This is a genomic window from Variovorax sp. P4_B11 (genome assembly GCF_056402355.1).
The window spans coordinates 22,155-45,502 of the sequence record NZ_JBFUHO010000059.1 but is presented as its reverse complement, the minus strand read 5'-3'; the positions used below and the strand labels follow the sequence as shown (position 1 = coordinate 45,502).

The following is a 23,348-nucleotide window of genomic DNA, read 5'->3' as shown; positions in this document are numbered from 1 at the left end:
GGCGGGGCCGGGGGCGCGGGCGGTGCGGGCGGTGCCGGCGGCGTCGGGATCACGTCCGAGCGCAGGTACCAGCTCTCGCCCGCGCCGCTGGCATCGGCGGCGTAGAGGCGGTACTCGAAGGCGCCCGCGTCCACATGGCCGCCGCTGAGCGCGAAGGCGTCGCGCGTGGTCTGCGCCGTCGTGGTGGCGCCGTTGAGGGCCGCGATCACCTGGATGCCGCTGCCGCTCGTCTGCCCCCCGAGGCCGCCCAGGTTGGCGATCTGCACCGTGGTATGGCCGCTGGCCGTGGCGGCGGGGCCGTCGAGCACCAGCCGGTCGGACGGGCCGCTGGCATTGAGCGTCGTGCCCAGCTTCAACACGCCGTTGTTGCCGACGTAGGCGCCCGTGACCCGCAGATCGGTCCCCGGCACGGTGCCGACCAGCGACACGGTGCCGTTGTTGGCCAGCGAGGCCACGCTCTGGCTGAAGCCCGCCAAGTCGAGTGTGGCGCCTGCGGCCACGGCATGGGCCGAGGCGGCGCTGAGCGTGTTGGCGGCGCCCGCACGCAGGGTACCGGCGTTGACGCTGGTGGCCCCCGTGTAGGTATTGGCACCGCTGAGGGTCAGGGTGCCGGTGCCGATCTTGGTCAGCGAGCCGCCGGTGGCGGTGACCGGCAGCGAGCTGACAGTGCCGGCAGCGTCCACGACCGCCGGCCCCTCGTCGGAGATGACGCCGCTGATCGCATCGTTCCGGTTCAATGCACCGACCGTCAGGTTCCTGCTGCCCAGGGTCACGTTGCCCGCGCCCGACAGGGAACCGACCGACACGCTGCTGGCCACGCCGTCGGCGAACACGCGGCCGCCGGCGTTGTTTTCCAGCGTGACGCCGCTCAGGTCGGGCGCGTCCATCAGGTAGACCGGGCCCCCGTTGTTGCGAACCACCGCGCTGCCTCCGGCCGCGTCGCGCCGAATGAAGATCCGTCCGCCATTGCTGGTGATCGTGGCGCTGTCCATCGTTGTGCCCTGGGCAAAGTCGAGATAGGAGCCGGCGCCGTTGATCGTCAGTGTCGAGCTGCCCGCGCTGGCACCAGTTCCAACGAAGCCGATGCCGCTGTTGCTGCCGAGCACATTGGTGCTCTGGTGCACCGTGATCACGGAAGACCCGATGTTGGCCGAGGTGAACTGGAGCTCGGCGTTCTCGTAAATGTCGATGGGTCCGCTGCCGAACGAACCGGGGGTGCCGGTCGTGACGTTGAGCCGCCCGGCCGCGGGGGGCGCTCCGGCGACATAAGTGCCCCTGATCGTGGTGCCGCCGCTGTACGTGCTCAGGGCGTCGTTGATCGAAATGCGGATGTCCTCCGACGGCGAGGTGGTACCGGTGTTGACGAGCGAAAGCCGGCCAGTCCCCGAGATGGGGCCGTTCAGTACGTTGGACTTGGTGTTGTTGACGTCGATCGTCCCGCCGCCGGCGCCCAATTGCATGGCGCGCGTGCTCGTGAAGCCGTCGCTGCCGAGGCGCAGCGTGGCGTTGTTCTCGAACGCGATCGCCGCGTTGGTGGCGCTGCTGCCCAGTTGTGCATCGTTGCTGACCTGCAGGGCGCCGCCGCTGAGGGTCGTCACGCCCTCATAGGTGTTCACGCCCGTCAGCGCCAGGGCGCCGGTGCCGGTCTTGGTGATGCCGCCGATGCCGCTGATGCCGCCCGACTGGGTGGCGCTGCCCGTCGCGACATCCAGCATGATCGCGGGCGGCGAAGCCACCAAGGGCGTCGCATAGGTATCGCCATTGGCGTAACTGTGGTCCTGCGCCGCGCTGGAGGACGCCAGGGCGCCGAGGCCGACAAACGCCAATGTGGTCGCCAGCCCGCTGGAACGCTTGCCGCGTGCCGAAGTGATCTCGGAAACGGCCACCCAGGCGCCAAGTGCGTGGTTCCACACACTGCGATATGACTTGTTCATGCTCCTGCAAATCCTCTTCTTGGCCGCGCAGGGGGAGTTCCGGCGCTGGCACTACACTGCCATAAAAGTGTTCATTCTTACATATTGAGTACTTTTGAACTCAATTTTTTACACTTCTGTCGGCAGCCGTGACATCGTTCCAGCGGCGCCAGTCCCCGGAGGTCGCCGCCGCGACCGCGGCCCGCGCACCTCCTTGGCAGAATCCAGCGCCATGGGGACCCTCTATCTCGTGCGCCACGGACAGGCGAGCTTCGGCGCCGCCGACTACGACCAGCTCAGCGATCTGGGCCGCCGCCAGTCGGTGCGGCTGGGCGAGTACTGGCGCGAGCGCGGCATGCGATTCGACGCCGTGATCACCGGGACGCTGAAGCGCCATCGCCAGACCTGGGAGGGCATCGCCGAGGGCTTGGGGCTCGAGGGCGAGGAGGTGCTGCCCTGGCCCGGCCTCAACGAGTACGACAGCGAGGCGATCATTTCCACGATCCATCCCGGCAAGCTCGAGAAGCCCGACTCGCCGGAGATGTACCGTCACCATTTCCGCCTGCTGCGCGAGGGGCTTCGCGCCTGGATGCAGGGCCGCACCGAACCGGCCGGCATGCCGAGCTATGTCGATTTCCTGGCGGGCGTGACGACCGCGCTCGACCACGTGCGCGACAAGCACCACGGCGCGAAGGTGCTGGTGGTGTCGAGCGGTGGGCCGATCAGCACGGCCGTGGGCCATGTGCTGGGCACCAGCCCCGAGACCACGGTCGAGCTGAACCTGCGGATCCGCAACACCGCGGTGACCGAGTTCGCCTTCACGCCGAAGCGCCACATGCTGCTGACCTACAACACGCTGCCGCACCTCGACGGCCCGGCGTACGAAGGCTGGATCACCTATTCCTGACCCCCTGCGCGGGCGGGGTGCCGGCGGCTATTTCGCCAGCTCGCGCAGCCAGGCGGCGCAGTCGGCCGAGGCTTCGACCGGCCCGTCGACCTCGAGCACGGTGTCGCCGCGCTGCAGTTCCACGTGAATGTGGCGGCCGTCCGCGCTGCGGCCGTTGACCAGGCGCGACCACCCGCCGCGGGGCGGTGCCACGCGCAGGTCGGCGCCGTCGCGAGTCTTGCCGCGTGCGCCTGCGCCCGCCTTGGCCCTGAACGCGCTCAGGCTTGCCAGACTCCGTAGCCGGCCTCGCGCAACGCGATGCCGAGCTCGACCTCCATCTCGCGCGCGGCCTCGTAGGGCATCGGGTTGTACATCGCGTACAGCGCCGGCAGCAGTCGCAGGCCGTGGTCGCGCACGAAGCCGTTGGCCTGGATGCCGGCCTTGTGCTTGTCGAAGCGCACATCGGGATCGAGCCCGGTCATGCCGACATAGACGAAGGGCATGCCGAGGCGGTAGTCGGGGTTGGCGCGCCGGAAGCGCGCCACGTTCCAGACCCGGTCATCGAGTTCGACCACGTAGACGTGGTGGTGGTGGCGGCTGCGCGCCTTGCGGACCGGCATGCGCGCGCCCTGCGCAGGGTCAGCCCTTGCGCTTGATCAGGCCGTAGAGGAACAGCAGCACGATGGCGCCGACCACCGAGGCGATGAAGCCGGCGCCCTGGCCCGCCGTGTACCAGCCCATGGCCTGGCCGACGTAGGTCGCGATCAGCGAGCCGGCGATGCCGATCAGGGTGGTGACGATGAAACCGGCCGAGTCGTCGCCGGGTTTGATCGCGCGTGCCACCAGGCCCGCGACGAAGCCGATCAGAATGGTCCAGACGATGCTCATGCGGATCCTTGGTGAGATGGGGGGAGCCGCAAAGACGAAGCGTGCGGCTGTTTTGATGATAGCGGGCCGCGATCGACAGCGCCTGCAGTCCAGCGGCCTGCTGATCGGCACCTGCGAGCGGCACGACGGCTCGATCAAGCTGACGGAAAGAGCGCCGACCGGCCCGCTGGTTGCCGGCTGAGGCCAGGCACGCGGGAGCCGGTTCAGGGCAGCGGCTGCCTATAGGCGGTGTCCAGCGGCAGACGCGACACCTCGGCCAGCAGCGCGGCCAGCTGCGTGGCGCTGGCATCGACCAGCGCCCGGCCTTTTTCCGCGGTCGCGGCGGCGGCATTGCCGGCCGCGCCCTCGGGGTTGTAGTCCTCCATGGCCCAGCCGAGCTTGGCGCTGCGGCCATTGCCGAGAATCGCGTAGTCGGCGGCACGCTGGCGTGAGGTCGAGCCGAAGTCGCGGGCCGCGGCCATCGTGACCTGCCCGGGGGCGAGCGCCAGCATCATCGAGGTTTCCATCTCGCCGGCATGGACGCCGAAGCGGTGCTCGTCGGCGCTGAACTGCGCCCCGGCCGCGCCGAGCGGCAGGTTGAACCAGCTGGCGCTGTAGACGATCAGGCCGTGCGCCGCGCGCAGTTCGCGCGCCACGATGTCCATGGCACCCGAATGCCCGCCATGGGCATTGAAGAGCACCAGCTTGCGCAACCCGGCGCGCGCGACACCGGCGCCGATCTCGCTCCAGAGCCGGATCAGCGTGCCGGAGGACAGCGTCAGCGTGCCGGGAAAGCGGGCGTGCTCGGGGCTCAGGCCGATCTGCTGGGTCGGCAGGAACAGCACCGGCAGCTCGGCCGGCAGCAGCGGCAGCGTGGCGGCGACGATGCCGTCGGCCAGGGTCGAGTCGACCCCCAGCGGCAGGTGCGGGCCGTGCTGCTCGGTGGCCCCGAGCGGCAGCACCGCCACCGTGGCGGCGGGGTCGAGGGCGGCGAAGTCGCGGGTCGTGAGCTGGGACCAGAAGCGGCTGGCAGGGGCGGTCATGCAGTGATCTTAGAGCCTGCCGGGCGCCCGGCGGCAGCCTCGAACTTGCGCCCCAGGAAGTCGACCAGCGCCCGCACCCGCGCCGGCACGAAGCGGCCGCTGGGCAGCAGCGCGTGCAGCGGATAGGGCTCGGTGTCCCAGTCGGGCAGCAGGTGCACCAGGGCACCGTTGGCCACGTCGCGCTGCAGGTCGAGCTCGGACTTCAGGGTGATGCCGCGTCCGGCCAGTGCCCATTCGCGGGCCAGCGAGGCGTCGTCGACCACCCGGTCGCCGTCGATGCGGACCTCGGTCCAGCGGCCGTTGCGACAGAAGCGCCAGAGCCGCTGGCGACGGCCACCGCGGTGGAAGGTCAGGCAGTTGTGCTGCAGCAGGTCCTGCGGCGTCTGCGGCGCCGGATGGCGCCGCAGATAGGCGGGTGATGCGCACAGCGCGGGACGCGAATCGGCGAGCCGCCGCGCCACCAGCCGCGAGTCGGCCAGCGGCCCATAGCGCAGCGCAAGGTCGACCTCGTCGCGCGTGACGTCGAGCGGGCGGTCGCCGACCGAGAGCGCCAACTGCAGGCCCGGGTGCAGGTCGAGGAACTCGTCGAACCAGGGCAGCAGCGTCACCCGCGTGAGATCCGACGGCGCTGCGACCCGCACGGTGCCGACCAGCGCGCCGCGATCGGCCAGCACCAGCGATTCGCCTTCGGCCAGCAGCTCGAAGGCGCGCACCGCGTAGTCGAGCAGGGTCTGGCCCTGCGGCGTCAGGCGCATGGCGCGCGTCGAGCGCTCGAACAGGCGCGCGCCCAGTTGCGCCTCCAGCCGCTTGAGGGTCGCGCTGGCCGCCGCCGGCGTGATGCCGAGCGCCGAAGCGGCCGCGGTGAGCGTGCCGCCCCGGGCGGTGTGCACCAGCACCTGCAGGTCGGCGATATTTTCAATCTTCATTTGAAAGTGAAGCTTCTATTTGCAGTCTTATCAATCCCTGGTTGGGACTCTACATTGCTCCCACTGCAACGATCAAGGAGATCCCATGAAAGCCGTCGGCTACCGCCAGTCCCTGCCCATCGACAACCCCGCCGCGCTCGAGGATCTCGAACTGCCGGCCCCGACGCCCGGCGCCCGCGACCTGCTGGTGCGCGTGAAGGCGATCTCGGTCAACCCGGTCGACACCAAGATGCGCCGCAATGCGCCCCCCGAAGCCGGCCAGGCCAAGGTGCTGGGCTGGGACGCGGTCGGCACGGTCGAAGCGATCGGCCCGGCGGTGACGAAGTTCAAGCCCGGCGACCGGATCTACTACGCCGGCTCGATCGTCCGGCCCGGCGCCAACAGCGAACTGCATGCGGTGGACGAGCGCATCGCCGCGCTGGCGCCCCGAAGCCTCGGCGATGCCGAGGCCGCAGCGCTGCCGCTGACCACGATCACGGCTTACGAACTGCTGTTCGACCGCCTGCGCGTGCCGCAGGGCGGCGGCGCCGGCCAGACCCTGCTGGTGGTCGGCGGCGCGGGCGGCGTGGGCTCGATCCTGATCCAGCTGGCGCGCCAATTGACGCAGCTTCGCGTGATCGCCACCGCCTCGCGCGCCGAAACGCGGGCCTGGTGTCTCGCGCTGGGCGCCCACGCGGTGATCGACCACGCCAAGCCGCTGGCCGGCGAACTGAAGGCCGCGGGCATCGGCGAGGTCGACTTCGTCGCTGGCCTGACCCAGACCGACAAGCACTACGCCCAGATCATCGAGAGCCTCAAGCCCCAGGGCCAGATGGCGGTGATCGACGACCTGCCGGTGCTCGACGCCATGGCGCTGAAGGCCAAGTGCATCTCGCTGCACTGGGAGATGATGTTCACGCGCTCGAAGTTCGAGACACCCGACATGGCCCGCCAGGGCGAATTGCTCGCCGAGGTCGCCGGGCTGGTCGACGCCGGCCGCATCCGCACCACCGCCAATGCCAGCTTCGGCACCCTCAATGCCGCCAACCTGCGCCGCGCCCACGCGCTGATCGAGAGCGGCAAGGCGCAGGGCAAGGTGGTGCTGGAAGGGTTCTGAAGGCGGCCGGCCGCCGCGGGCACTACTGCGGCTTCTTGCGGACCTTCCAAACCGCGTTGCCGACGTCGTCGGCAACCAGCAGGGCGCCGCTCCGGTCGAGGGCGACGCCCACCGGACGGCCCTGCGCCTTGTCGTCGGCGCTCAGGAAGCCGGTCAGGAAATCCACCGGCAACCCGCTGGGCCGGCCGCCGATGAAGGGCACGAACACCACCTTGTAGCCAGCCAGCGGATTGCGGTTCCAGGAGCCGTGCTCGCCGATGAAAGCGCCGCTGGCGAACTCGGGCGGCATGCCGCGCGGGCTCGAGAAGGCGATGCCCAGCGGCGCCCGGTGCGAGCCCAGTGCGTAGTCGGGCACCACCGCCTTGGCCACCCTGTCGGGGCGCTGCGGATTCACTCGCGGGTCGACGTAGCCGCCGAAGTAGCTCCAGGGCCAGCCGTAGAAGGCGCCGTCCTTGACCGAGGTCAGGTAGTCGGGCACCAGGTCGCTGCCGAGTTCGTCGCGCTCGTTGACCACCGCCCACAGCACCTGGGTGTCGGGCTCCCAGGCCATCGCCGTGGGATTGCGCAGCCCGCTCGCGAACAGCCGCTTCTCGCCACGCTTCACGTCGACCTCCCAGATGGCGGCCCGCCCCTCCTCGGCGTCCATGCCGTTCTCGGCCACGTTGCTGTTGGAACCGACGCTGACGTAGAGCTTGGTTCCCTCGCGGTTGGCGACCACATGCTTGGTCCAGTGGTGGTTGATACCCGCCGGCAGGTCGGTCACCTCGACCGGCGTCGCCGTGATCGTGGTCTGGCCCTCGGCATAGGGGACCTTGACCAGCGCATCGGCATTGGCGACGAAGAGCTCGTTTCCCACCAGCACGACGCCGAACGGCGACCTGAGGTTCTGCATGAAGACCTGCCGGAGCTCGGCAACGCCGTCGTTGTCGGCGTCGCGCAGCAGCGTGATCCGGTTGGCGCTCGCCACGCCGGCGCCGGCCCGCTTCTGGATCCATTCGGCAGCCTTGGCCCGGATCCGGGCGCCCAGGCCGCTGCCGCCGTCGCCCCCCTCGGGCTTGGGCGGCGCGTCGCTCTCGACCACCAGCACGTCGCCGTTGGGCAGCGTGTAGACCATGCGCGGGTGGTCCAGCCCGCGGGCCAGCGCCGTCACGGCGAAGCCTTCGGGCGGCGTCGGGCCCGCGGTGTCGGTCCAGCCCACGGCGGGCGCGATGTTGACGGTGGGCAGCAGGCTCTTGCTGGGCGCCGGCAGCCTCGGCGCCGGGCCGGTCTCGGCCTCGAGCGGCAGCCGCGCCGTGTCGCCGCAGGCGGCCAGCAGCAGCACGGCCGCGACCGGCGCGCGCAGCGACAGCCGCAGGGAAATCGGTCGCGTCATGGTGGAAGTCCTTCAGGCGGGCGCCGAATCGATGGCCCCGGGACCGATCATGCCCAGGGCGCGCCGCCGCCCGTTGTCGGCTGGGGGCGCTTTCGGGTGTGAGCCCACCCCGCCCGGCGCGCCGCTACCATCGAGCCATGACCGACGACCTGTTCCGTTCCGATGCCTACCTGCGCGACTGCGAGGCCCTCGTGGTGGGCGTCGACGAGGGCGGCATCCGGCTCGACCGCACCGTCTTCTATCCGATGGGCGGCGGACAGGCCGGCGACAGCGGCCGCCTGCGGCTGGCCGACGGCCGCGAGATCGCGATCGCCGACACCCGCAAGGCGAAGGATGCCGAGGCCAAGCCGACCGACCTGATCCTCCACGTCCCGGCGCCGGGCCAGGAATCCCTGCTGGCCGCGCTGCAAGCCGGCGACCGCGTGACCGCATCGATCGACTGGGAGCGGCGCCACAAGCTGATGCGCTTCCATACCGCCACCCACCTGCTGTGCCACCTGGTGCCGCAGCCGGTCAACGGCTGCTCGATCACGCCCGACTACGCCCGGCTCGACTTCCACATGACCGAGCCGCTCGACAAGGAGGCCCTGACGGCCGGCCTGGCGCGCCTGGTGGCCGAGGCCCACCCGCTGGCGGTCGGCGCCATCAGCGATGTCGAGCTCGACGCCAACCCGGCCCTGGTCAAGAGCATGAGCGTGCAGCCGCCGCGCGGCACCGGCACGGTCCGCACCATCCGCATCGGCGACGGCGCCGGAACCATCGATTTCCAACCCTGCGGCGGCACCCACGTGGCCAACACGCGCGAGATCGGCGCCGTGGTGGTCACCAAGATCGAGAAGAAGAGCGCCAACAGCCGGCGCGTGGTGCTGGGATGGGCCGAATGAGCGTCGCCCGGCCGCCCGAAGGCGCTCGCACCGCAGTACGAAGCACGGAGCTCACCTTTTGAGCCGGGCCGGAACTTCGCCCCGGGGCGCCGCTCGGACTGAAGGCATGTCCTTGCTTTCCCGTTTCCGTTTCGCGGCCATTCTTTGCGCCGGCCTCGCGGCCTGCCTGCCGGCCGCGGCGCAATTGGCGTCCCGCGTCGGCCCCGTGGTCACGACCCCGCACGTGCGGGCCGAACTCGTCGCCCATGCGCCCGACGGCGTTTCGCCCGGGGCGCAAGTCTGGGTCGGCCTGCAGATCGCGCACCAGCCGGGCTGGCACACCTACTGGAAGAACGCCGGCGACTCCGGCCTGCCGACCGAGCTGGCCTGGTCGCTGCCGGCGGGCGTTTCCAGCGGCGACATCGCCTGGCCGATGCCGCGCAAGATCCCGGTCGGCAACCTCGCCAACTACGGCTACGAGCACACGGTGCTGCTGCCGGTGCCGCTCACCGTGGCGCCCGATTTCAAGCCGCAGGCCGCGTCCACGGGCAGCCCGGCGCTCGAAGTCAGGCTCAAGGCCTCGTGGCTGGTGTGCAGCAAGGAGTGCATTCCCGAGGACGGCGAGTTCCAGCTCAAGCTGCCGCTGCAGGGCTCGACGGCGCTCCACAAGGAGGATTTCGACGCCGCCTTCGCGGCCCAGCCGGCGGCGCTGGCGCAGCCCGGGCGGATCACCGTCGAGGGCGACAGGCTGCAGGTGCGCCTCGAAGGCCTGCCCGCCGCGGCGCAGGGCAAGACCTTGGAGTTCTTCCCCGAAACCGCCGAAGTGATCCGTACCGCCGCCGTGCAGGGCAGCGACTGGACCCAGGCCTGGCAGGGCGATGCCTGGACCGCCAGCGTGCCGCTGGCCGAACAGCGCAGCGCCAGCCCCTCCGTGATGCCGGTAGTGGTGGCGCTCGCCGAGGCCGACCGGCAGCCTGGCCAACCGGTCGCCTGGCGTGCCGAGCCGCCGGTGGCCGGCGCCTGGCCGACCATCGCAGCCCCGGCCCAGGTGTCGCCGGCGCTCAAGGCCGCGCTGGCAGCCAACGCCGGCACCGCCCCCCCGCCGCAGCCATCGGTCGGCTTCTTCGCCGCCTTGCTGGGCGCTCTGATCGGCGGCCTGCTGCTGAACCTGATGCCCTGCGTGTTCCCGGTGCTGGCGATCAAGGTGCTGGGTTTCACGCGCCACGCCGACGACCGCCGCGCCCACCGGCTGGCCGCCCTGGCCTACACCGGCGGCGTCATCCTGTCCTTCCTGGCCCTGGGCGGCGCGATGCTGGCGCTGCGGTCGGCCGGCGCCCAGCTCGGCTGGGGCTTTCAGCTGCAATCGCCCGTGGTGGTGGCAGCCCTGGCGGCCCTGTTCACGCTGATCGGCCTCAACCTGGGCGGCGTGTTCGAGTTCGGCCGCATGGCACCGGCCTCGCTCGGCGCCGTGCAGGCGCGCCATCCGCTGGCCAACGACTTCCTGTCGGGTGTTCTTGCGGTGGTGGTCGCGTCGCCCTGCACCGCACCGTTCATGGGGGCCTCGCTGGGCCTGGCGATTGGCCTGCCCGCCAGCCAGGCGCTGCTGATGTTCGCGGTGCTCGGCTTCGGCCTCGCCCTGCCCTACCTGGCGGCCGGCTTCGTGCCGGCCGTGGCGCGCCTGCTGCCCAGGCCCGGCGCCTGGATGAACACCCTGCGGCGCCTGCTCGCGTTCCCGATGTTCGCCACCGTGGCCTGGTTGGTCTGGGTGCTGGGCCAGCAGAGCGGGATCGACGGCGCCGGCGCCCTGCTGGGGCTGCTGGTCTGCCTGGCGGCGATCGCCTGGAGCCTGACGCTGCGCGGCCGTACCCGGCTGGTGCTCGCCAGCCTGACGGTCGCCCTTACCGCGGTGCTGGCGGGCGCCATCGGCGGCCATGTGCTGCGACCGGCGGAGCCCGTCGCCACGGCGGCGGTGGGGCCGCACTGGCAGCGGTGGTCGGCCGAGCGCGCGAACGCACTGCTGGCGGCCGGCCAGCCGGTGTTCGTCGACTTCACGGCCGCCTGGTGCGTGACCTGCCAGTACAACAAGCGCAGCACGCTGGCCGACGCCGAGGTGATGGCCGAATTCGATGCCCGCAAGGTGGCGCTGCTGCGCGCCGACTGGACCCGGCGCGACCCGGCCATCACCGAAGCGCTGACCGCGCTGGGGCGCAGCGGCGTGCCGGTCTACCTGCTGCAGGCGCCTGGCAAGCCACCCGTGGTGCTGACCGAAATCCTCGGCAAGAATGAGCTGCGGGAGGCACTGGCACGGCTTTGACCCCGCCCCTAACGGCTTGTCACACGGACATGAAGAATCCGTTCTAAGCTGTCGCGGTTGTTGAGTATTTATCCAAAGGAGTCCAAGCCGACCATGTCCACATCGTCCTCTTCAGGCTCACGTTCCTACCGTGCGGCGCGCGATGCCCGCGCCGCCCTCAGCCGCGCCTCCCGGCGCGCCATCATGACCGCAGCGGTGGCGCTGGGCGCCACCTTCCTGATGAACGCGCAGGCCGCCGCCGCGCCCGCAGTCGGCCAGCCGGCGCCGGATTTCGTCGCCGTCGACACCGCCGGCGCGCAGCACCGCCTGTCGGATTTCGCCGGCAAGTTCGTGGTGCTCGAATGGACCAACCCGGGCTGCCCCTTCGTCGGCAAGCACTACGGCAGCGGCAACATGCCCGCAACCCAGAAGGCCGCCACCGCCAAGGGCGTGGTCTGGCTGGCCATCAACTCGACCGAGCGCGGCCACGGCGACTACCTGAAGCCGGCGGCGCTGGCAGCCTGGATGAAGGCGCAATCCGGCGCGCCCACCGCGGTGCTGATGGACGAGGACGGCGTCATCGGCCGCGCCTACGGGGCCCGCACCACGCCCCACATCTTCATCGTCGACCCCAAGGGCACGCTGGTCTACGCCGGCGGCATCGACAGCATCCCCTCGGCCCGCGCCGAGGACATCAAGACCGCCACCAACTACGTCAACCAGGCGCTCGGCGAAGCCTTTGGCGGCAAGGCGATCAGCGCCGCGGCCACCCGCCCGTACGGCTGCTCGATCAAGTACAAGACTTGAGGCCGGCCGGGGCGGGGTGGCCCCTGCGACAATCGCAGGATGCCATTCGCCCCCCTGAAGAACGACACCTTCCTGCGCGCCTGCTGGCGCCAGGCCACCGACCACACGCCCGTCTGGCTGATGCGCCAGGCCGGGCGCTATCTGCCCGAGTACCTGGCGACCCGCGCCAAGGCCGGCAGCTTCATGGGCCTGGCCACCAACGTCGACTTCGCGACCGAGGTCACGCTGCAGCCGCTGGAGCGCTTCCCGCTCGATGCCGCGATCCTCTTCTCCGACATCCTGACGGTGCCCGACGCGATGGGGCTGGGCCTCTCGTTCGAGGCCGGCGAAGGCCCGCGCTTCGCCCGGCCGGTGCGCGACGAAGCCGGCATCGCGGCCCTGGCCGTGCCCGACATGGACAAGCTGCGCTACGTGTTCGACGCCGTGGCGTCGATTCGCCGCGCGCTCGACGGCCGGGTGCCGCTGATCGGCTTCTCGGGCAGCCCGTGGACGCTGGCCTGCTACATGGTCGAGGGCGCAGGATCGAGCGACTACCGGCAGGTGAAGACGCTGCTCTACAGCCGTCCCGACCTGATGCACCGGCTGCTGGCGGTCAATGCCGATGCCGTGGCCGCCTACCTCAACGCGCAGATCGACGCCGGCGCCCAGGCCGTGATGGTGTTCGACAGCTGGGGCGGTGTCCTGGCCGATGGCGCCTTCCAGGCCTTCAGCCTGGCCTACACCCAGCGCGTGCTGTCGCAGCTGAAGCGCGACGGCGCCGATGGCAGGCCGGTGCCCCGCATCGTCTTCACCAAGGGCGGCGGACTCTGGCTCGAGGAGATGCAGCCGCTGGACTGCGAGGTGCTCGGGCTGGACTGGACCGTCAACCTCGGCCGCGCGCGCGCGCTCGTCGGCGAAGGACCGCGCGGCAAGGCACTGCAGGGCAACATCGACCCCAACGTGCTGTTCGCGCAGCCGCGGCAGATCGAGGACGAAGTCGCCAAGGTGCTGCAAAGCTTCGGCCGGCCGCACACCGACCCCGCCAGCACCGGACCGACGCACATCTTCAACCTCGGTCACGGCATCAGCCAGTTCACGCCGCCGGCGCATGTCGCTGCGCTCGTGAATGCGGTGCATTCGCGGTCACGCATGCTGCGTGATTGAGCGTTCTGTTATGAGTTGTAAGTGCCCCAGAACGCCTCGCAGGCGTTTGTCAAGCGCCAAAAGCGTAAGGAGGGACTGACTTATGCACAAAACGACTGCTGCGGTGCGCAAAACCTTCTGACCTTTGTCAACGCTTGCTCCTAAAGCGATAGCGAAGCTAAGTTGTTGATTCATATAGGATTTGAACTTTGCTTTTTTTGCGGGCATTCCAGCGGGAGCCTTGATTTTCAAGGGCTGGCGACGTGTCGAGCCCTGATATCAACAAAGTTATCCACAGAAACTCTGGATGTCCCGCAAAGCGCTGAAAAATCAACGACTTAAGCCGTTTTGCTCCACTTCTCTTTAACAAACCTGCCTAGTGGGAAGCTGCCTTGACTTGGTGCATCGACGTCGCCGTACAGACTCCGGCGCACAGTGCACTAGGGGATGTACTTAGCTACAAAAGCCCCGCCACTGTGGCGCCGGGCGCACTGGTACGGGTGCCTTTGGGCCGCCGCGAGGTGCTGGGAGTCGCCTGGGCGGCCCGCGGCCCGGACGACGTCGCGCCGTCGGCCATGGAACTCAAGTCCTTGGCCGGTGTGCTGGACGCCTTGCCGCCGCTGGGCGAGGCCTGGCGCGACCTGGTCGCCTTCGCGGCCCGCTACTACCAGCGCTCGCTCGGCGAGATCGCGCTGGCCGCCCTGCCGCCGCAGCTGCGGGACCTGAGCGCGGTCCAGCTGGCGCGACGGCTCAAGCGCCAGGGCGGCCCTGCGGCGCGCACCGGCGGCGCGGACACCGTGGCGCCCGCGGTGGCGCTCACCGCCGAGCAGACCGCCGCGCTGGCCCGCTTCGAGGCCGAGCCCGGCCCCTTCCTGCTGTTCGGCAGCACCGGCAGCGGCAAGACCGAGGTCTATTTGCGCAGCGTGGCGGCATTGCTCGAGCGCGAGCCCGATGCGCAGGCGCTGGTGATGGTGCCCGAGATCAACCTGACGCCGCAGCTCGAAGCCCGCTTCAAGGCGCGCTTCGGCGCCGATGCGGTGGTCTCGCTGCACAGCGGCATGACCAACCCGCAGCGGCTCGCGAGCTGGCTGGCGGCGCACGGCGGCGCGGCGCGCATCGTGCTCGGCACCCGGATGGCGGTATTCGCCTCGATGCCGGCACTGCGGCTGATCGTGGTCGACGAGGAGCACGACCCCAGCTACAAGCAACAGGAGGGCGCGCGCTACTCGGCCCGCGACCTGGCGGTGTGGCGCGGCCGGCGCGAGGGCGCCAAGGTGATCCTCGGCTCGGCCACGCCCTCGCTCGAGAGTTGGCACCGCAGCCGGCCGGCGGAGGGCACGGATGCCGGCGGCAGCTACCTGCGGCTGGCGATGCCCTCGCGCGTGGGCGCCGGCGCGCTGCCCGCGGTGCGGCTGGTCGACATGAACCTGCAGCCGCCGAAGACCGTGCTGTCCGGCGCGCTGCTCGAGGCCATCGGCCAGCGCATCGCGCGCGGCGAGCAGAGCATGGTGTTCCTGAACCGGCGCGGCTACGCGCCGGTGCTCGCCTGCGGCGACTGCGGCTGGAAGAGCGAATGCCCGCATTGCAGCGCCTACCGCGTGTTCCACAAGATCGACCGCACCCTGCGCTGCCACCACTGCGGCTTCACCGAGCGCGTGCCGCGCGCCTGCCCGGCCTGCGGCAACCCCGACATCGCGCCGGTCGGCCGCGGCACCGAGCGCCTGGAGGAGCACCTGGGCGAACTGTTCGCCGCGGTCCGGAGGCCCGACGGCAGCGCGGTGCGCATCGCCCGCATCGACGCCGACAGCACCCGCAAGCAGGGGGCGCTCGAATCGCAGCTCGCCGCCGTGCACGCTGGCGAGGTCGACGTGCTGGTGGGCACGCAGATGATCGCCAAGGGCCACGATTTCCGCCGCATCACGCTGGTCGCGGCCGTCAACCCGGACGGCGCGCTGTTCTCGAGCGACTTCCGCGCGCCCGAGCGGCTGTTCGGCCTGCTGATGCAGTCGGCGGGCCGCGCCGGCCGCGATGCCGCCTACCTGACGGCGCAGGAAGCCACCGCCGAGATGTGGATCCAGACCCACCATCCGCAGCACCCGCTGTTCGCGGCGCTGCGGCGACACGACTACGCGGCCTTCGCCGAGGGAGAACTGAAGGAGCGCGCGCCCGCCGGCATGCCGCCCTTCGCCTTCCAGGCGCTGCTGCGGGCCGATGCGCGCACCCAGGAAGCCGCGCAGGCCTTTCTCAACGCCGCCAGTGCCGCGGCCGACGCGCTGCCGGGCGCCGACCGGGTCACGCGCTATCCGGCGGTGCCGCTGACGATCCAGCGGGTGGCGAACGTGGAGCGGGCGCAGATGCTGATCGAGAGCGGTTCTCGCGCGGCCTTGCAGCGGCTGCTGGCGCAATGGCAGCCGCTGCTGCACGAGCTGCGCCGCCAGCCCGAGGGCAAGGGCGTGATCCGCTGGCTGGTCGATGTGGATCCGCAGAGCATCTGAGCCCCGCAGCGGCGTCAGAGCAGGCCGACCGGCTCCTTGCCCATCTCCACGTATTGAAGGCCGGACCGGCGACGTCGCACGGTCACGGGAAGCAGAAAGATCAGCGGACTCGGCAAGATCGCCGCCAAGGCGGCGCCGGTCCCGAGCAAACCGGCGAACCACAGCCAGCCGATGCCGGCCAGCCATGCCATCCAAAGCACCCCGCGTGTCAAAGTCGTCATGCCACTCTCCCGGTCCAGGAAGCCACTGTAGCAGCGCTTCTGAATACCGAAGAATTAGTCGAAAGCAATATTGCACGAAATCCGGATCTGAAACGACCGGCGGCAGGAAATACTCTGCAACAACGGTTGACTCTGCGCCGGCGAGCTGGACAAGCTATGGACGCGGCAGGGCTCACTCCGGGCTCCTGCGAAAGGCTCATCCGGTGAAGACGCTCTTGAGGATCTTGTGCTCCGTTGCCCTCAGCGGCATGGTCGCCAGCGTGCCGGCAGCCACCCTGGAGCTCGAGGGCAACCGCCTGCTGGTCAGCGGCATGCTCGACGGCAGTGCGTTCAAGGAGTTCGAATCGCAGCTGGCCAGCGGCCGGGTTCGCACCGTGGTCTTCGAGAACGCGTTGGGCGGCTCGGCCGAGATTGCCGGCGACTACGCGCATGCGATCCGGGCCGCCGGCGTCAACACCGAGGCCAAGGGCCAGTGCCAGGCTGCCTGCGCCTTTGCCTTCCTGGCGGGCAAGGAACATCGCTTCGGCCGCGGCTTCCAGGTCAACGCGCTGCTGATCCCGGTGGCCAGCCGGCCCCGCCCCGGCGAACTCGCCAGCCGCTGGAGCGGCGAGGACGCCCAGCGGATGCTGGCGGAGTTCATCGCCCCGGCCGGCGAACCGGCGGCCGCGGCAGCGGCCGAGCCGGCCGCCAAGGACCGGTGGCAGCCGAACCAGGGGGTGCTGTTCACCTCGTCGCCGACCCTGTTCGGGAAGGTCTACAACACCTTCTATTGCGACGGCACCCAGGGACGCGACCTGTCACGTTGCGAGTTGCTGTCCGACGCCGATCCGTACAAGCTGGGCGTCCTCACGCCCTGACCCAGGCCGCGGCCAAGGGGAAGCGGAAGAAGGCCAGGGCTGTGGTCCGCAGGATGAGGCGGGCGATGCGCCCAGCCGCATAGCCTCCGGCTATCAGGGCGAAGAAGGCAACGGCAACGACGAAGATCTGCAGCACGCAGCGATTGTGCTTGGCGCCGCCGGCCATCCCGGCCCGCGGGCGCCCTAGCACACTCCGGCGACCCGGCGCGCGCGGTGCCCCCCGTATCATTGCCCGTTTGCGCCTTCCGTTCCCGCACCTCCATGTCTTCCGGTCTCAATCTCGCGCAACAAGAAGCCGTCAACTACATGCACGGCCCCTGTCTGGTCCTCGCCGGCGCCGGCTCGGGCAAGACGCGCGTGATCACGCACAAGATCGCGCGCCTGATCCAGGCCGGCCTCGAACCCAAGCGGATCGCGGCCATCACCTTCACCAACAAGGCGGCCTCCGAGATGCGCGAGCGCGCCAAGGGCCTGATCGGGCGCGACGCCAGGCACGTGGTGGTCTGCACCTTCCACGCTTTAGGCGTGCGCATGATGCGCGAGGACGGCGCGGTGCTGGGGCTGAAGCCGGCCTTCAGCATCCTCGACAGCGACGACGTGACGAAGATCCTCAAGGATGCCGGCGGCACCACCGATGCCGCCACCGCGCGGATCTGGCAGTGGACCATCAGCAAGTGGAAGAACATGGGCCTGAACGCGGCCCAGGCCGAGGCGCTGGCGGCCGACGACAACGAACGGATCACGGCGCGCATCATGGCGCGCTATGAAGAACGGCTGGCCGCCTACCAGAGCGTCGACTTCGACGACCTGATCGGCATGCCGCTCAAGCTGCTGCAGCAGCACGACGCGGTGCGCGCCAAGTGGCAGGCGGCGCTCGGCCACGTGCTGGTCGACGAGTACCAGGACACCAACGCCACCCAGTACGAGGTGCTCAAGGCGCTGGTCGGCGAGCGCGGCCGCTTCACGGCGGTGGGCGACGACGACCAGTCGATCTACGGCTGGCGCGGCGCGACGCTCGACAACCTCAAGAAGCTGCCGGTCGACTACCCGACCCTCAAGGTCATCAAGCTGGAGCAGAACTACCGCAGCACCAGCGCGATCCTGCGCGCCGCCAACAACGTGATCGGGCCGAACCCCAAGCTGTTCCCGAAGACGCTGTTCAGCGAACTCGGCGAGGGCGAGCCGGTGCGCATCGTCGACGCCGACAGCGAGGCCCACGAGGCCGAGCGCACGGTGGCGCGCATCCAGAGCCTGCGCGCCGGCGACGCCACCGCGCAGGGCCCGCAGCACAAGGAGTTCCGCGACTTCGCGATCCTCTACCGCGCCAACCACCAGGCCCGGGTGTTCGAACAGGCGCTGCGCAAGGCGCAGATTCCGTACAAGGTCTCGGGCGGCCAGAGCTTCTTCGACCGGGCGGAAATCAAGGACCTGTGCGGCTGGTTCCGGCTGTGGGTCAACAACGACGACGACCCGGCCTTCCTGCGCGCCGTGACCACGCCCAAGCGCGGCGTCGGCCACACCACGCTGGCCAGTCTCGGCACCTTCGCGAGCCAGTACAAGCTGAGCCTGTTCGAGGCGCTGTTCAGCCCGTCTCTGCCGAGCGTGATGCCCAAGCGCGCGCAAGAGGGCCTGCACGAGTTCGGCCGCTACATCAACGACCTCGAATACCGGGCCCGCCGCACCCTGGGCGCCGAGGACGCGCGCGCCTTCCTGGCCGAGTGGCTCAAGGAGATCGACTACGAGAAGCACCTCTACGACGGCGAGGACAGCGAGCAGGCCGCGGCCAGCCGCTGGACCAACGTGATGGAGTTCTGCGACTGGATGTCGCAGCGCTGCGGCGGCCAGATCGACGACGCCTCGGGCGCCACGGTCGAGAGCGAGCGCAAGAGCCTGCTCGAAGTCGCGCAGACGATCTCGCTGCTGTCGACCATCAGCGAGCGCGAGCAGGACCAGAACGTGGTCACGCTGTCGACGCTGCATGCCTCCAAGGGCCTCGAGTGGCCGCACGTGATGCTGGTCGGCGTGACCGAGGGGCTGCTGCCCTTCAAGCTCGACGACGACGGCGGCCGGCAGGAGAAGATCAGCGACGACACGCTGACGCGGCTGCAGGAAGAGCGCCGGCTGATGTACGTGGGCATCACGCGGGCCCAGCGCAGCCTGGCCGTGAGCTGGACCAAGCGGCGCAAGAAGGGCCGCGAGATGGTCGCCGCGCAGCCGAGCCGATTCATCGCCGAGATGGCGCTCGACAAGAAGACCGCCAAGGAAGACCCGCGCGAGAAACTCAAGGCGCTGCGCGCCGAGTTCGCGCGCAAGGTGCAGGACAACGCGGCCGCCGCCGCTGCGGCCGCCTCGGCGCCATGAAGTGGCTGCGGACGGCCTGGCTGGCCGCCGGCTGCATCGCAGCGGCCGCCGCCGCCCAGGACGCCCCCAAGGGCGCGCCGGCGCCCAGCGCCGCGGCCTGCCCCGCCAGCGCTTCGGAGCTGCCGCTCGCGGCGCTGTTCGGCACCTGGGAAGCGCGCATCGACGGCCAAAAGAGCGTCGCCAAAGTCAAGCTCGACCCACATCCCGACTACGCCGGCGTGCGCGGCACGATCAGCCGGGACGGCGACGGCGCTCCCGCCACCGTCTCCCAGCTGGCGGGTGACATCGACGACGACGGCATGCTGAGCCTCGACGAATCGCTGGACGGCCGCGCCATCAGCGGCGTCTGGCTGGGCGCGCTGCAGCCGGCGTCGTGCGGCCGGGAGTTCAAGGGCATCTGGCGCGATGCCGCGAGCGACAGCACCCATCCCTTCGTACTGAACAAGACTGGCAATTCGGCAACCGATCGATGAATCAACGCATTCTGTTTTTCACCGCTCTCTTCGCCGGAATCGGCGCCACCGCGGTGCAAGCCCAGGCGGTGGACAAGCCGCCCAGCCCCCTGGCCGAATCTCAACTGACCTGGCAGCAGTGCCAGCGCCTCGCGGGCGGCGACAACAAGGAGGCGCGGCTGGCCTGCTTCGATCGCTGGGCCCAGCAGCAGACCCTGCCGGCCGCGGCGGTGCCGCCGGCGCCGCCGGTGCTGGCCGAGACGCAGCCGCCCGTGGACGACACCGTGCCGGCCACGCGCGTGATCACCCTCACCACCGAGGACGGCTGCCGCGACCGCCAGTACTCGCCGCTGTCGCGCTTCTGGGAACTCGAGGCCGGCAGCAACTGCGGCACGCTCGGCTTCCGCGGCTACCGGCCGCTCAGCGTCGGTGTCGGCGTGGCGGCCAGGGACCCCGAAACCCCGACGTCGCCGGCGCCCAACCACACCGGCGTCGACCGGCCCTACCAGTCCCAGGACATGCGCATCGGCCTGTCGGTGCGCACCAAGCTCGCGCAGGGCCTGCTCACCGGGGACGACCCGAGCAAGAAGGACGGCCTCTGGTTCGCCTACTCGCAGGCCTCGACCTGGCAGGTGTTCAACGAAGATCTCTCGCGCCCCTTCCGCACCACCGACCACGAACCCGAGCTGATCTACAGCTACCCGACCGATTTCAAGCTCGGCGGCGGCTGGCGCATGCGCTACACCGGCCTGGGCCTGGTGCACCAGTCGAACGGCCAGGACCTGCCGTATTCGCGCAGCTGGAACCGGGTCTACCTGATGGGCGGCGCCGAGCTCGGCGACAAGTTCGTCGTCACCGGCCGGGTCTGGAGCCGAATCTCCGAGAACTCCGCGGACGACGACAACCCCGACATCACCAAGTACCTGGGCCACGCCGAAGTGCGGGCCGCCTGGCAGGTCGACCGTCTGAACCAGGTCGGCGTCCTGGTTCGCGGCGGCAAGGGCGCGGTCCGGCTCGAGTGGCTCAAGGCGATCGGCGACCCGGTCAAGAGCAACCTGCGCTTCCAGGCCCAGCTCTTCTATGGCTATGGCGACACGCTGGTCGACTACAACCGCAAGCGCACCGTGTTCAACGTGGGGTTGGCGCTGGTCGACTTCTGATCGGGGGCGGGCGCGGCCGCGACGACAATGCCGCCATGACGCCCACATTGCCGACCCTGTCGCTGCTCGAAACCCGTGTGCTGGGCGTGCTTGCCGAGAAGCAGCGCACCGTGCCCGACAGCTATCCGCTGACACTCAATGCGCTGGTCGCCGGCTGCAACCAGAAGACCAGCCGCAACCCGATCCTGGAGGTGACGGATGCCGAGGCGCAGGCGGCGCTTGACAGCCTCAAGGGCTACAGCCTGGTGTCGGAGACCAGCGGCGGGCGGAGCTTCCGCTACGCCCACAACATCGACGGCGTGCTGCGCATCCCCTCGCAGTCGATCATCCTGCTGACCGTGCTGATGCTGCGCGGCCCGCAGACCGCGGGCGAACTGCGCATCGCCTGCGACCGGATGCACAACTTCGCCGACATCTCGGCGGTGGAGGGGTTTCTCGACGAGATGGCGCAACGGCCGGCGGGTGCGCTGGTCGTGAAGCTGGCGCGGCTGCCGGGTGCGCGTGAAAGCCGCTGGGCGCATTTGCTGAGTGGAGCGCCGGCCGAGGATGCGGGCGGTGGTGCCTCTGCAGGGCCGGCGGCGGGCGCAGACGTGTCGCTGGGCGAAGTCGCGGCGCTGAAGGCCAACGTGGCGCGGCTGGAGGCCGAGGTCGCGGGGCTGAAGGACCTGGTGGCGCGGATCTGTTCCGAATTGGGGATCGAGGCCGGAGGCCGGTGAGTTCATCGCGAACCCGGCGGTAGCGGTAGCCGTCAAGGCTGAGCCGAGAGGCAGCCGGGCTCGCGCGGGGCGCCGAGCCGCCATCGGCCGGGATTCGAGAGTCCACCGCGCCATCGCGGAGGCGTCCTCGGCCTCGCTGATGCTGAAGCCAGTGCCGTTCGCCACGGAGTGCCAGCGCCCGAGCAACCAGGTCCGACTTCGGCGCTTCCTGATCGCGGCTCATCGGGCAAAGCAGGATCGCGCCTCAGTGCCCGACAGCACGGCTGCGAGAAGACGGGGGACTATAGGCACCGTACGTGTTTCGCCGAAAACATGTATGATGCACATCATGCGAAACACGAAGCACAACGTCAGAGCAGCGGCCAAGGAAGCCTCGCACGAGCGCATCGTGTCCGTCGCTGCGCGGGCGATCCGTCGTAGCGGCTACGACGGTACCGGAGTCGCCGACATCATGAAGGAGGCTGGCCTGACCCATGGCGCCTTCTACGCCCATTTCACGTCGCGCGAGGCCATGTTGGCAGAAGCAGCGAATCGGGCGTGCGCCGAGTCAGCCGCCGTCGCGGCGAACGTTGTTGCCAGCGTGCCGGCCGAGCAGGCTTTGGCATCCATGCTTCGCGCCTATCTCTCGAGGGAGCACCTGGAGCATGCGGAGAGGGGATGCCCCCTGGCCGCGCTGGGCTCGGAGACGCCTCGCCAGGCACCCGAAGTCCGCCGAGCGACCACCCGGCATGTCAAGGAAATGATTGATCTTGTCGCCCGTCAGTCGCCTGACTGGGGGCAGCCCGGTGCCCACGAACGCGCACTCGTGACCGTCGCCACCATGGTGGGCACATTGCTGTTGGCCCGTGCAGTCGACGAGCCCGCGCTCTCGGACAGCCTGTGCGAGGCCGCACTGAAGCACCTGGCCCCCGCCTGAATCCACTGAGACACGCTGCCTGTTCGCTCGCCTAGAAATATGATGATCATCATTCCAAATGGACATGACGCCCTTCAAACGCGCCTTTGTCCTTCTGTTTGGCAGCGCACCCCGCATGCCGACGCGTCCCGAATCCCTCACGCCGATGGAGAAACGTCATGAACTTGAACCACAAGGTTGCCCTTGTGACGGGGGCCTCCTCGGGCATCGGCGAAGCGACCGCGCAGCGGTTTGCGAAGGCCGGCTACAAGGTATATGGCACCAGCAGACGCGGAGGCCAGGCAGGCCAACGATCGTTCGAGATGTTGCCCCTTGATGTGACCAGGGACGAGTCGGTCGAAGCTGCGGTCCGGCAGGTCATGCAACTGGAAGGCCACATCGACCTTCTCGTCAACAACGCCGGCTTCGGGGTCGCTCCAGCCGGAGCGGAAGAGAGCTCGATCGAGCAGGCCCAGTCGATCTTCGATACGAACTTCTTCGGGATGGTCCGGATGACCCGGGCCGTCGTGCCGCATATGCGCCGCCAAAGGGGTGGGCGCATCATCAACATCGGCTCCGTGCTGGGTTTCCTGCCAATGCCCTACATGGCGCTGTATTCCGCCACCAAGCATGCGGTCGCGGGCTATTCGGAATCGCTCGACCATGAACTGCGCACGATGGGCATCCGCGTCTCGGTGGTCGAGCCCGCCTACATCAATACGCCGTTCGACGCGAACTTGTTGAAACCCGATGCTTCCCTTGAGGTGTATCGCGAAGTCCGCGCGGGCGTGGAGAAGCGGGTCAAGGAAGTGCTGGTGGGTGCTGATGGGCCTGACGTCGTGGCCGAAATCGTGTTGAAGGCGGCCAAGGCGGTTCATCCGAAGATCCACTACGCCCCCGGCCTCGCCAGCCGCATGCGCCTGCTGCGCAGGTTTGCGCCTGCCAGCGTGCTCGATGCAGGGGTTCGAAAAGACCTGCGGCTCGGCGCATAGGCAGGAACAAG

24 protein-coding genes and 1 pseudogene are annotated in these 23,348 nt (G+C 69.7%); 15 read left to right on the top strand and 10 right to left on the bottom strand.

The features are described from left to right. Positions 1-1,934, bottom strand: a 1,934-nt coding sequence (locus tag AC1DYD_RS33195; protein WP_478176990.1) for an autotransporter-associated beta strand repeat-containing protein, incomplete at its 3' end; no start/stop codon positions are given. 211 nt (positions 1,935-2,145) lie between these two features. On the opposite strand from AC1DYD_RS33195, the gene AC1DYD_RS33190 reads away from it, so the two are divergent. Next, positions 2,146-2,820, top strand: a complete 675-nt coding sequence (locus AC1DYD_RS33190) for a histidine phosphatase family protein (RefSeq protein WP_478176989.1) — start codon at positions 2,146-2,148, stop codon at positions 2,818-2,820. A 27-nt stretch (positions 2,821-2,847) separates the two neighbouring features. On the opposite strand, the gene AC1DYD_RS33185 is transcribed toward AC1DYD_RS33190, so the two are convergent. From AC1DYD_RS33185 to AC1DYD_RS33175, 3 genes are all read right to left on the bottom strand, one after another. Further along, positions 2,848-3,012, bottom strand: coding sequence for a hypothetical protein (locus tag AC1DYD_RS33185; RefSeq protein WP_478176988.1), 165 nt, complete (start codon positions 3,010-3,012; stop codon positions 2,848-2,850). 65 nt (positions 3,013-3,077) lie between these two features. After that, on the bottom strand, positions 3,078-3,419 hold the full coding sequence (locus AC1DYD_RS33180; protein ID WP_286371914.1) for a hypothetical protein: 342 nt from the start codon (positions 3,417-3,419) through the stop codon (positions 3,078-3,080). A 19-nt stretch (positions 3,420-3,438) separates the two neighbouring features. Continuing rightward, complete coding sequence (locus AC1DYD_RS33175) at positions 3,439-3,687, bottom strand: GlsB/YeaQ/YmgE family stress response membrane protein (RefSeq protein WP_478176987.1); 249 nt, start codon at positions 3,685-3,687, stop codon at positions 3,439-3,441. On the opposite strand from AC1DYD_RS33175, the gene AC1DYD_RS33170 reads away from it, so the two are divergent. Next, complete coding sequence (locus AC1DYD_RS33170) at positions 3,668-3,868, top strand: hypothetical protein (protein ID WP_478176986.1); 201 nt, start codon at positions 3,668-3,670, stop codon at positions 3,866-3,868. The two genes, AC1DYD_RS33175 and AC1DYD_RS33170, sit on opposite strands and share 20 nt — an antisense overlap. A 22-nt stretch (positions 3,869-3,890) precedes the next feature. Here AC1DYD_RS33170 and AC1DYD_RS33165 read toward each other — a convergent pair whose 3' ends face one another. Together AC1DYD_RS33165 and AC1DYD_RS33160 are read right to left on the bottom strand one after the other, a co-directional pair. Then, the gene (locus AC1DYD_RS33165; RefSeq protein ID WP_478176985.1) at positions 3,891-4,709 is read right to left on the bottom strand and encodes a creatininase family protein; all 819 of its coding nucleotides are present in this window, start codon (positions 4,707-4,709) and stop codon (positions 3,891-3,893) included. Beyond that, on the bottom strand, positions 4,706-5,635 hold the full coding sequence (locus tag AC1DYD_RS33160) for a LysR family transcriptional regulator (RefSeq protein ID WP_478176984.1): 930 nt from the start codon (positions 5,633-5,635) through the stop codon (positions 4,706-4,708). Before AC1DYD_RS33160 ends, AC1DYD_RS33165 begins: the two co-directional genes overlap by 4 nt. 85 nt (positions 5,636-5,720) lie before the next feature. Between AC1DYD_RS33160 and AC1DYD_RS33155 the strand changes: the two genes are divergently transcribed. Next, positions 5,721-6,731, top strand: a complete 1,011-nt coding sequence (locus AC1DYD_RS33155; protein WP_478176983.1) for a zinc-binding alcohol dehydrogenase family protein — start codon at positions 5,721-5,723, stop codon at positions 6,729-6,731. A 22-nt stretch (positions 6,732-6,753) separates the two neighbouring features. Here AC1DYD_RS33155 and AC1DYD_RS33150 read toward each other — a convergent pair whose 3' ends face one another. After that, positions 6,754-8,103 (bottom strand): PQQ-dependent sugar dehydrogenase, encoded by a 1,350-nt coding sequence (locus tag AC1DYD_RS33150; protein ID WP_478176982.1) that lies wholly within the window; start codon positions 8,101-8,103, stop codon positions 6,754-6,756. 137 nt (positions 8,104-8,240) lie between these two features. Here AC1DYD_RS33150 and AC1DYD_RS33145 point away from each other — a divergent pair, with 137 nt between their 5' ends. The 5 genes from AC1DYD_RS33145 to AC1DYD_RS33125 all read left to right on the top strand — a co-directional run bounded on the left by AC1DYD_RS33145 (position 8,241) and on the right by AC1DYD_RS33125 (position 15,683). Then, positions 8,241-8,987, top strand: a complete 747-nt coding sequence (locus tag AC1DYD_RS33145) for an alanyl-tRNA editing protein (protein WP_478176981.1) — start codon at positions 8,241-8,243, stop codon at positions 8,985-8,987. A 106-nt stretch (positions 8,988-9,093) separates the two neighbouring features. Continuing rightward, on the top strand, positions 9,094-11,280 hold the full coding sequence (locus tag AC1DYD_RS33140) for a protein-disulfide reductase DsbD family protein (protein WP_478176980.1): 2,187 nt from the start codon (positions 9,094-9,096) through the stop codon (positions 11,278-11,280). Positions 11,281-11,373: 93 nt separating this feature from the next. Then, entirely contained in the window at positions 11,374-12,066 is a 693-nt protein-coding gene (locus tag AC1DYD_RS33135; protein WP_478176979.1) for a redoxin domain-containing protein, read from the top strand. Between the two features lie 39 nt (positions 12,067-12,105). Beyond that, positions 12,106-13,209: a uroporphyrinogen decarboxylase gene (gene hemE / locus AC1DYD_RS33130; RefSeq protein ID WP_478176978.1), complete on the top strand. Its 1,104-nt coding sequence runs from the start codon at positions 12,106-12,108 to the stop codon at positions 13,207-13,209. A gap of 371 nt (positions 13,210-13,580) precedes the next feature. Further along, positions 13,581-15,683, top strand: coding sequence for a primosomal protein N' (locus tag AC1DYD_RS33125; RefSeq protein WP_478176977.1), 2,103 nt, complete (start codon positions 13,581-13,583; stop codon positions 15,681-15,683). 14 nt (positions 15,684-15,697) lie between these two features. Here the strand turns inward: AC1DYD_RS33125 and AC1DYD_RS33120 are convergent, their stop codons facing one another. Then, complete coding sequence (locus AC1DYD_RS33120; protein WP_478176976.1) at positions 15,698-15,904, bottom strand: hypothetical protein; 207 nt, start codon at positions 15,902-15,904, stop codon at positions 15,698-15,700. Between the two features lie 215 nt (positions 15,905-16,119). Between AC1DYD_RS33120 and AC1DYD_RS33115 the strand changes: the two genes are divergently transcribed. Further along, on the top strand, positions 16,120-16,761 hold the full coding sequence (locus AC1DYD_RS33115; protein WP_478176975.1) for a hypothetical protein: 642 nt from the start codon (positions 16,120-16,122) through the stop codon (positions 16,759-16,761). On the opposite strand, the gene AC1DYD_RS33110 is transcribed toward AC1DYD_RS33115, so the two are convergent. Further along, positions 16,751-16,897: a hypothetical protein gene (locus AC1DYD_RS33110; protein ID WP_478176974.1), complete on the bottom strand. Its 147-nt coding sequence runs from the start codon at positions 16,895-16,897 to the stop codon at positions 16,751-16,753. The two genes, AC1DYD_RS33115 and AC1DYD_RS33110, sit on opposite strands and share 11 nt — an antisense overlap. A 125-nt stretch (positions 16,898-17,022) precedes the next feature. Between AC1DYD_RS33110 and AC1DYD_RS33105 the strand changes: the two genes are divergently transcribed. From AC1DYD_RS33105 to AC1DYD_RS33090, 4 genes are read left to right on the top strand one after another with little or no spacing between them, the layout of a single operon-like run. Beyond that, positions 17,023-19,122, top strand: coding sequence for an ATP-dependent helicase (locus tag AC1DYD_RS33105; protein ID WP_478176973.1), 2,100 nt, complete (start codon positions 17,023-17,025; stop codon positions 19,120-19,122). After that, complete coding sequence (locus AC1DYD_RS33100) at positions 19,119-19,595, top strand: hypothetical protein (protein WP_478176972.1); 477 nt, start codon at positions 19,119-19,121, stop codon at positions 19,593-19,595. The genes AC1DYD_RS33105 and AC1DYD_RS33100 overlap by 4 nt, the downstream gene beginning before the upstream one ends. Continuing rightward, positions 19,592-20,734 (top strand): phospholipase A, encoded by a 1,143-nt coding sequence (locus AC1DYD_RS33095; protein WP_478176971.1) that lies wholly within the window; start codon positions 19,592-19,594, stop codon positions 20,732-20,734. The genes AC1DYD_RS33100 and AC1DYD_RS33095 overlap by 4 nt, the downstream gene beginning before the upstream one ends. Positions 20,735-20,769: 35 nt before the next feature. Further along, positions 20,770-21,450: a YceH family protein gene (locus AC1DYD_RS33090; RefSeq protein WP_478176970.1), complete on the top strand. Its 681-nt coding sequence runs from the start codon at positions 20,770-20,772 to the stop codon at positions 21,448-21,450. A gap of 105 nt (positions 21,451-21,555) precedes the next feature. Here the strand turns inward: AC1DYD_RS33090 and AC1DYD_RS33085 are convergent. Next, positions 21,556-21,636, bottom strand: a pseudogene (locus AC1DYD_RS33085) (DUF3303 domain-containing protein); the annotation flags it as partial. A 130-nt stretch (positions 21,637-21,766) separates the two neighbouring features. On the opposite strand from AC1DYD_RS33085, the gene AC1DYD_RS33080 reads away from it, so the two are divergent. Both AC1DYD_RS33080 and AC1DYD_RS33075 read left to right on the top strand, forming a co-directional pair. Then, positions 21,767-22,366 (top strand): TetR/AcrR family transcriptional regulator, encoded by a 600-nt coding sequence (locus AC1DYD_RS33080; protein WP_478176969.1) that lies wholly within the window; start codon positions 21,767-21,769, stop codon positions 22,364-22,366. 158 nt (positions 22,367-22,524) lie between these two features. Then, on the top strand, positions 22,525-23,337 hold the full coding sequence (locus AC1DYD_RS33075) for an oxidoreductase (protein WP_478176968.1): 813 nt from the start codon (positions 22,525-22,527) through the stop codon (positions 23,335-23,337). Positions 23,338-23,348: the final 11 nt, after the last annotated feature.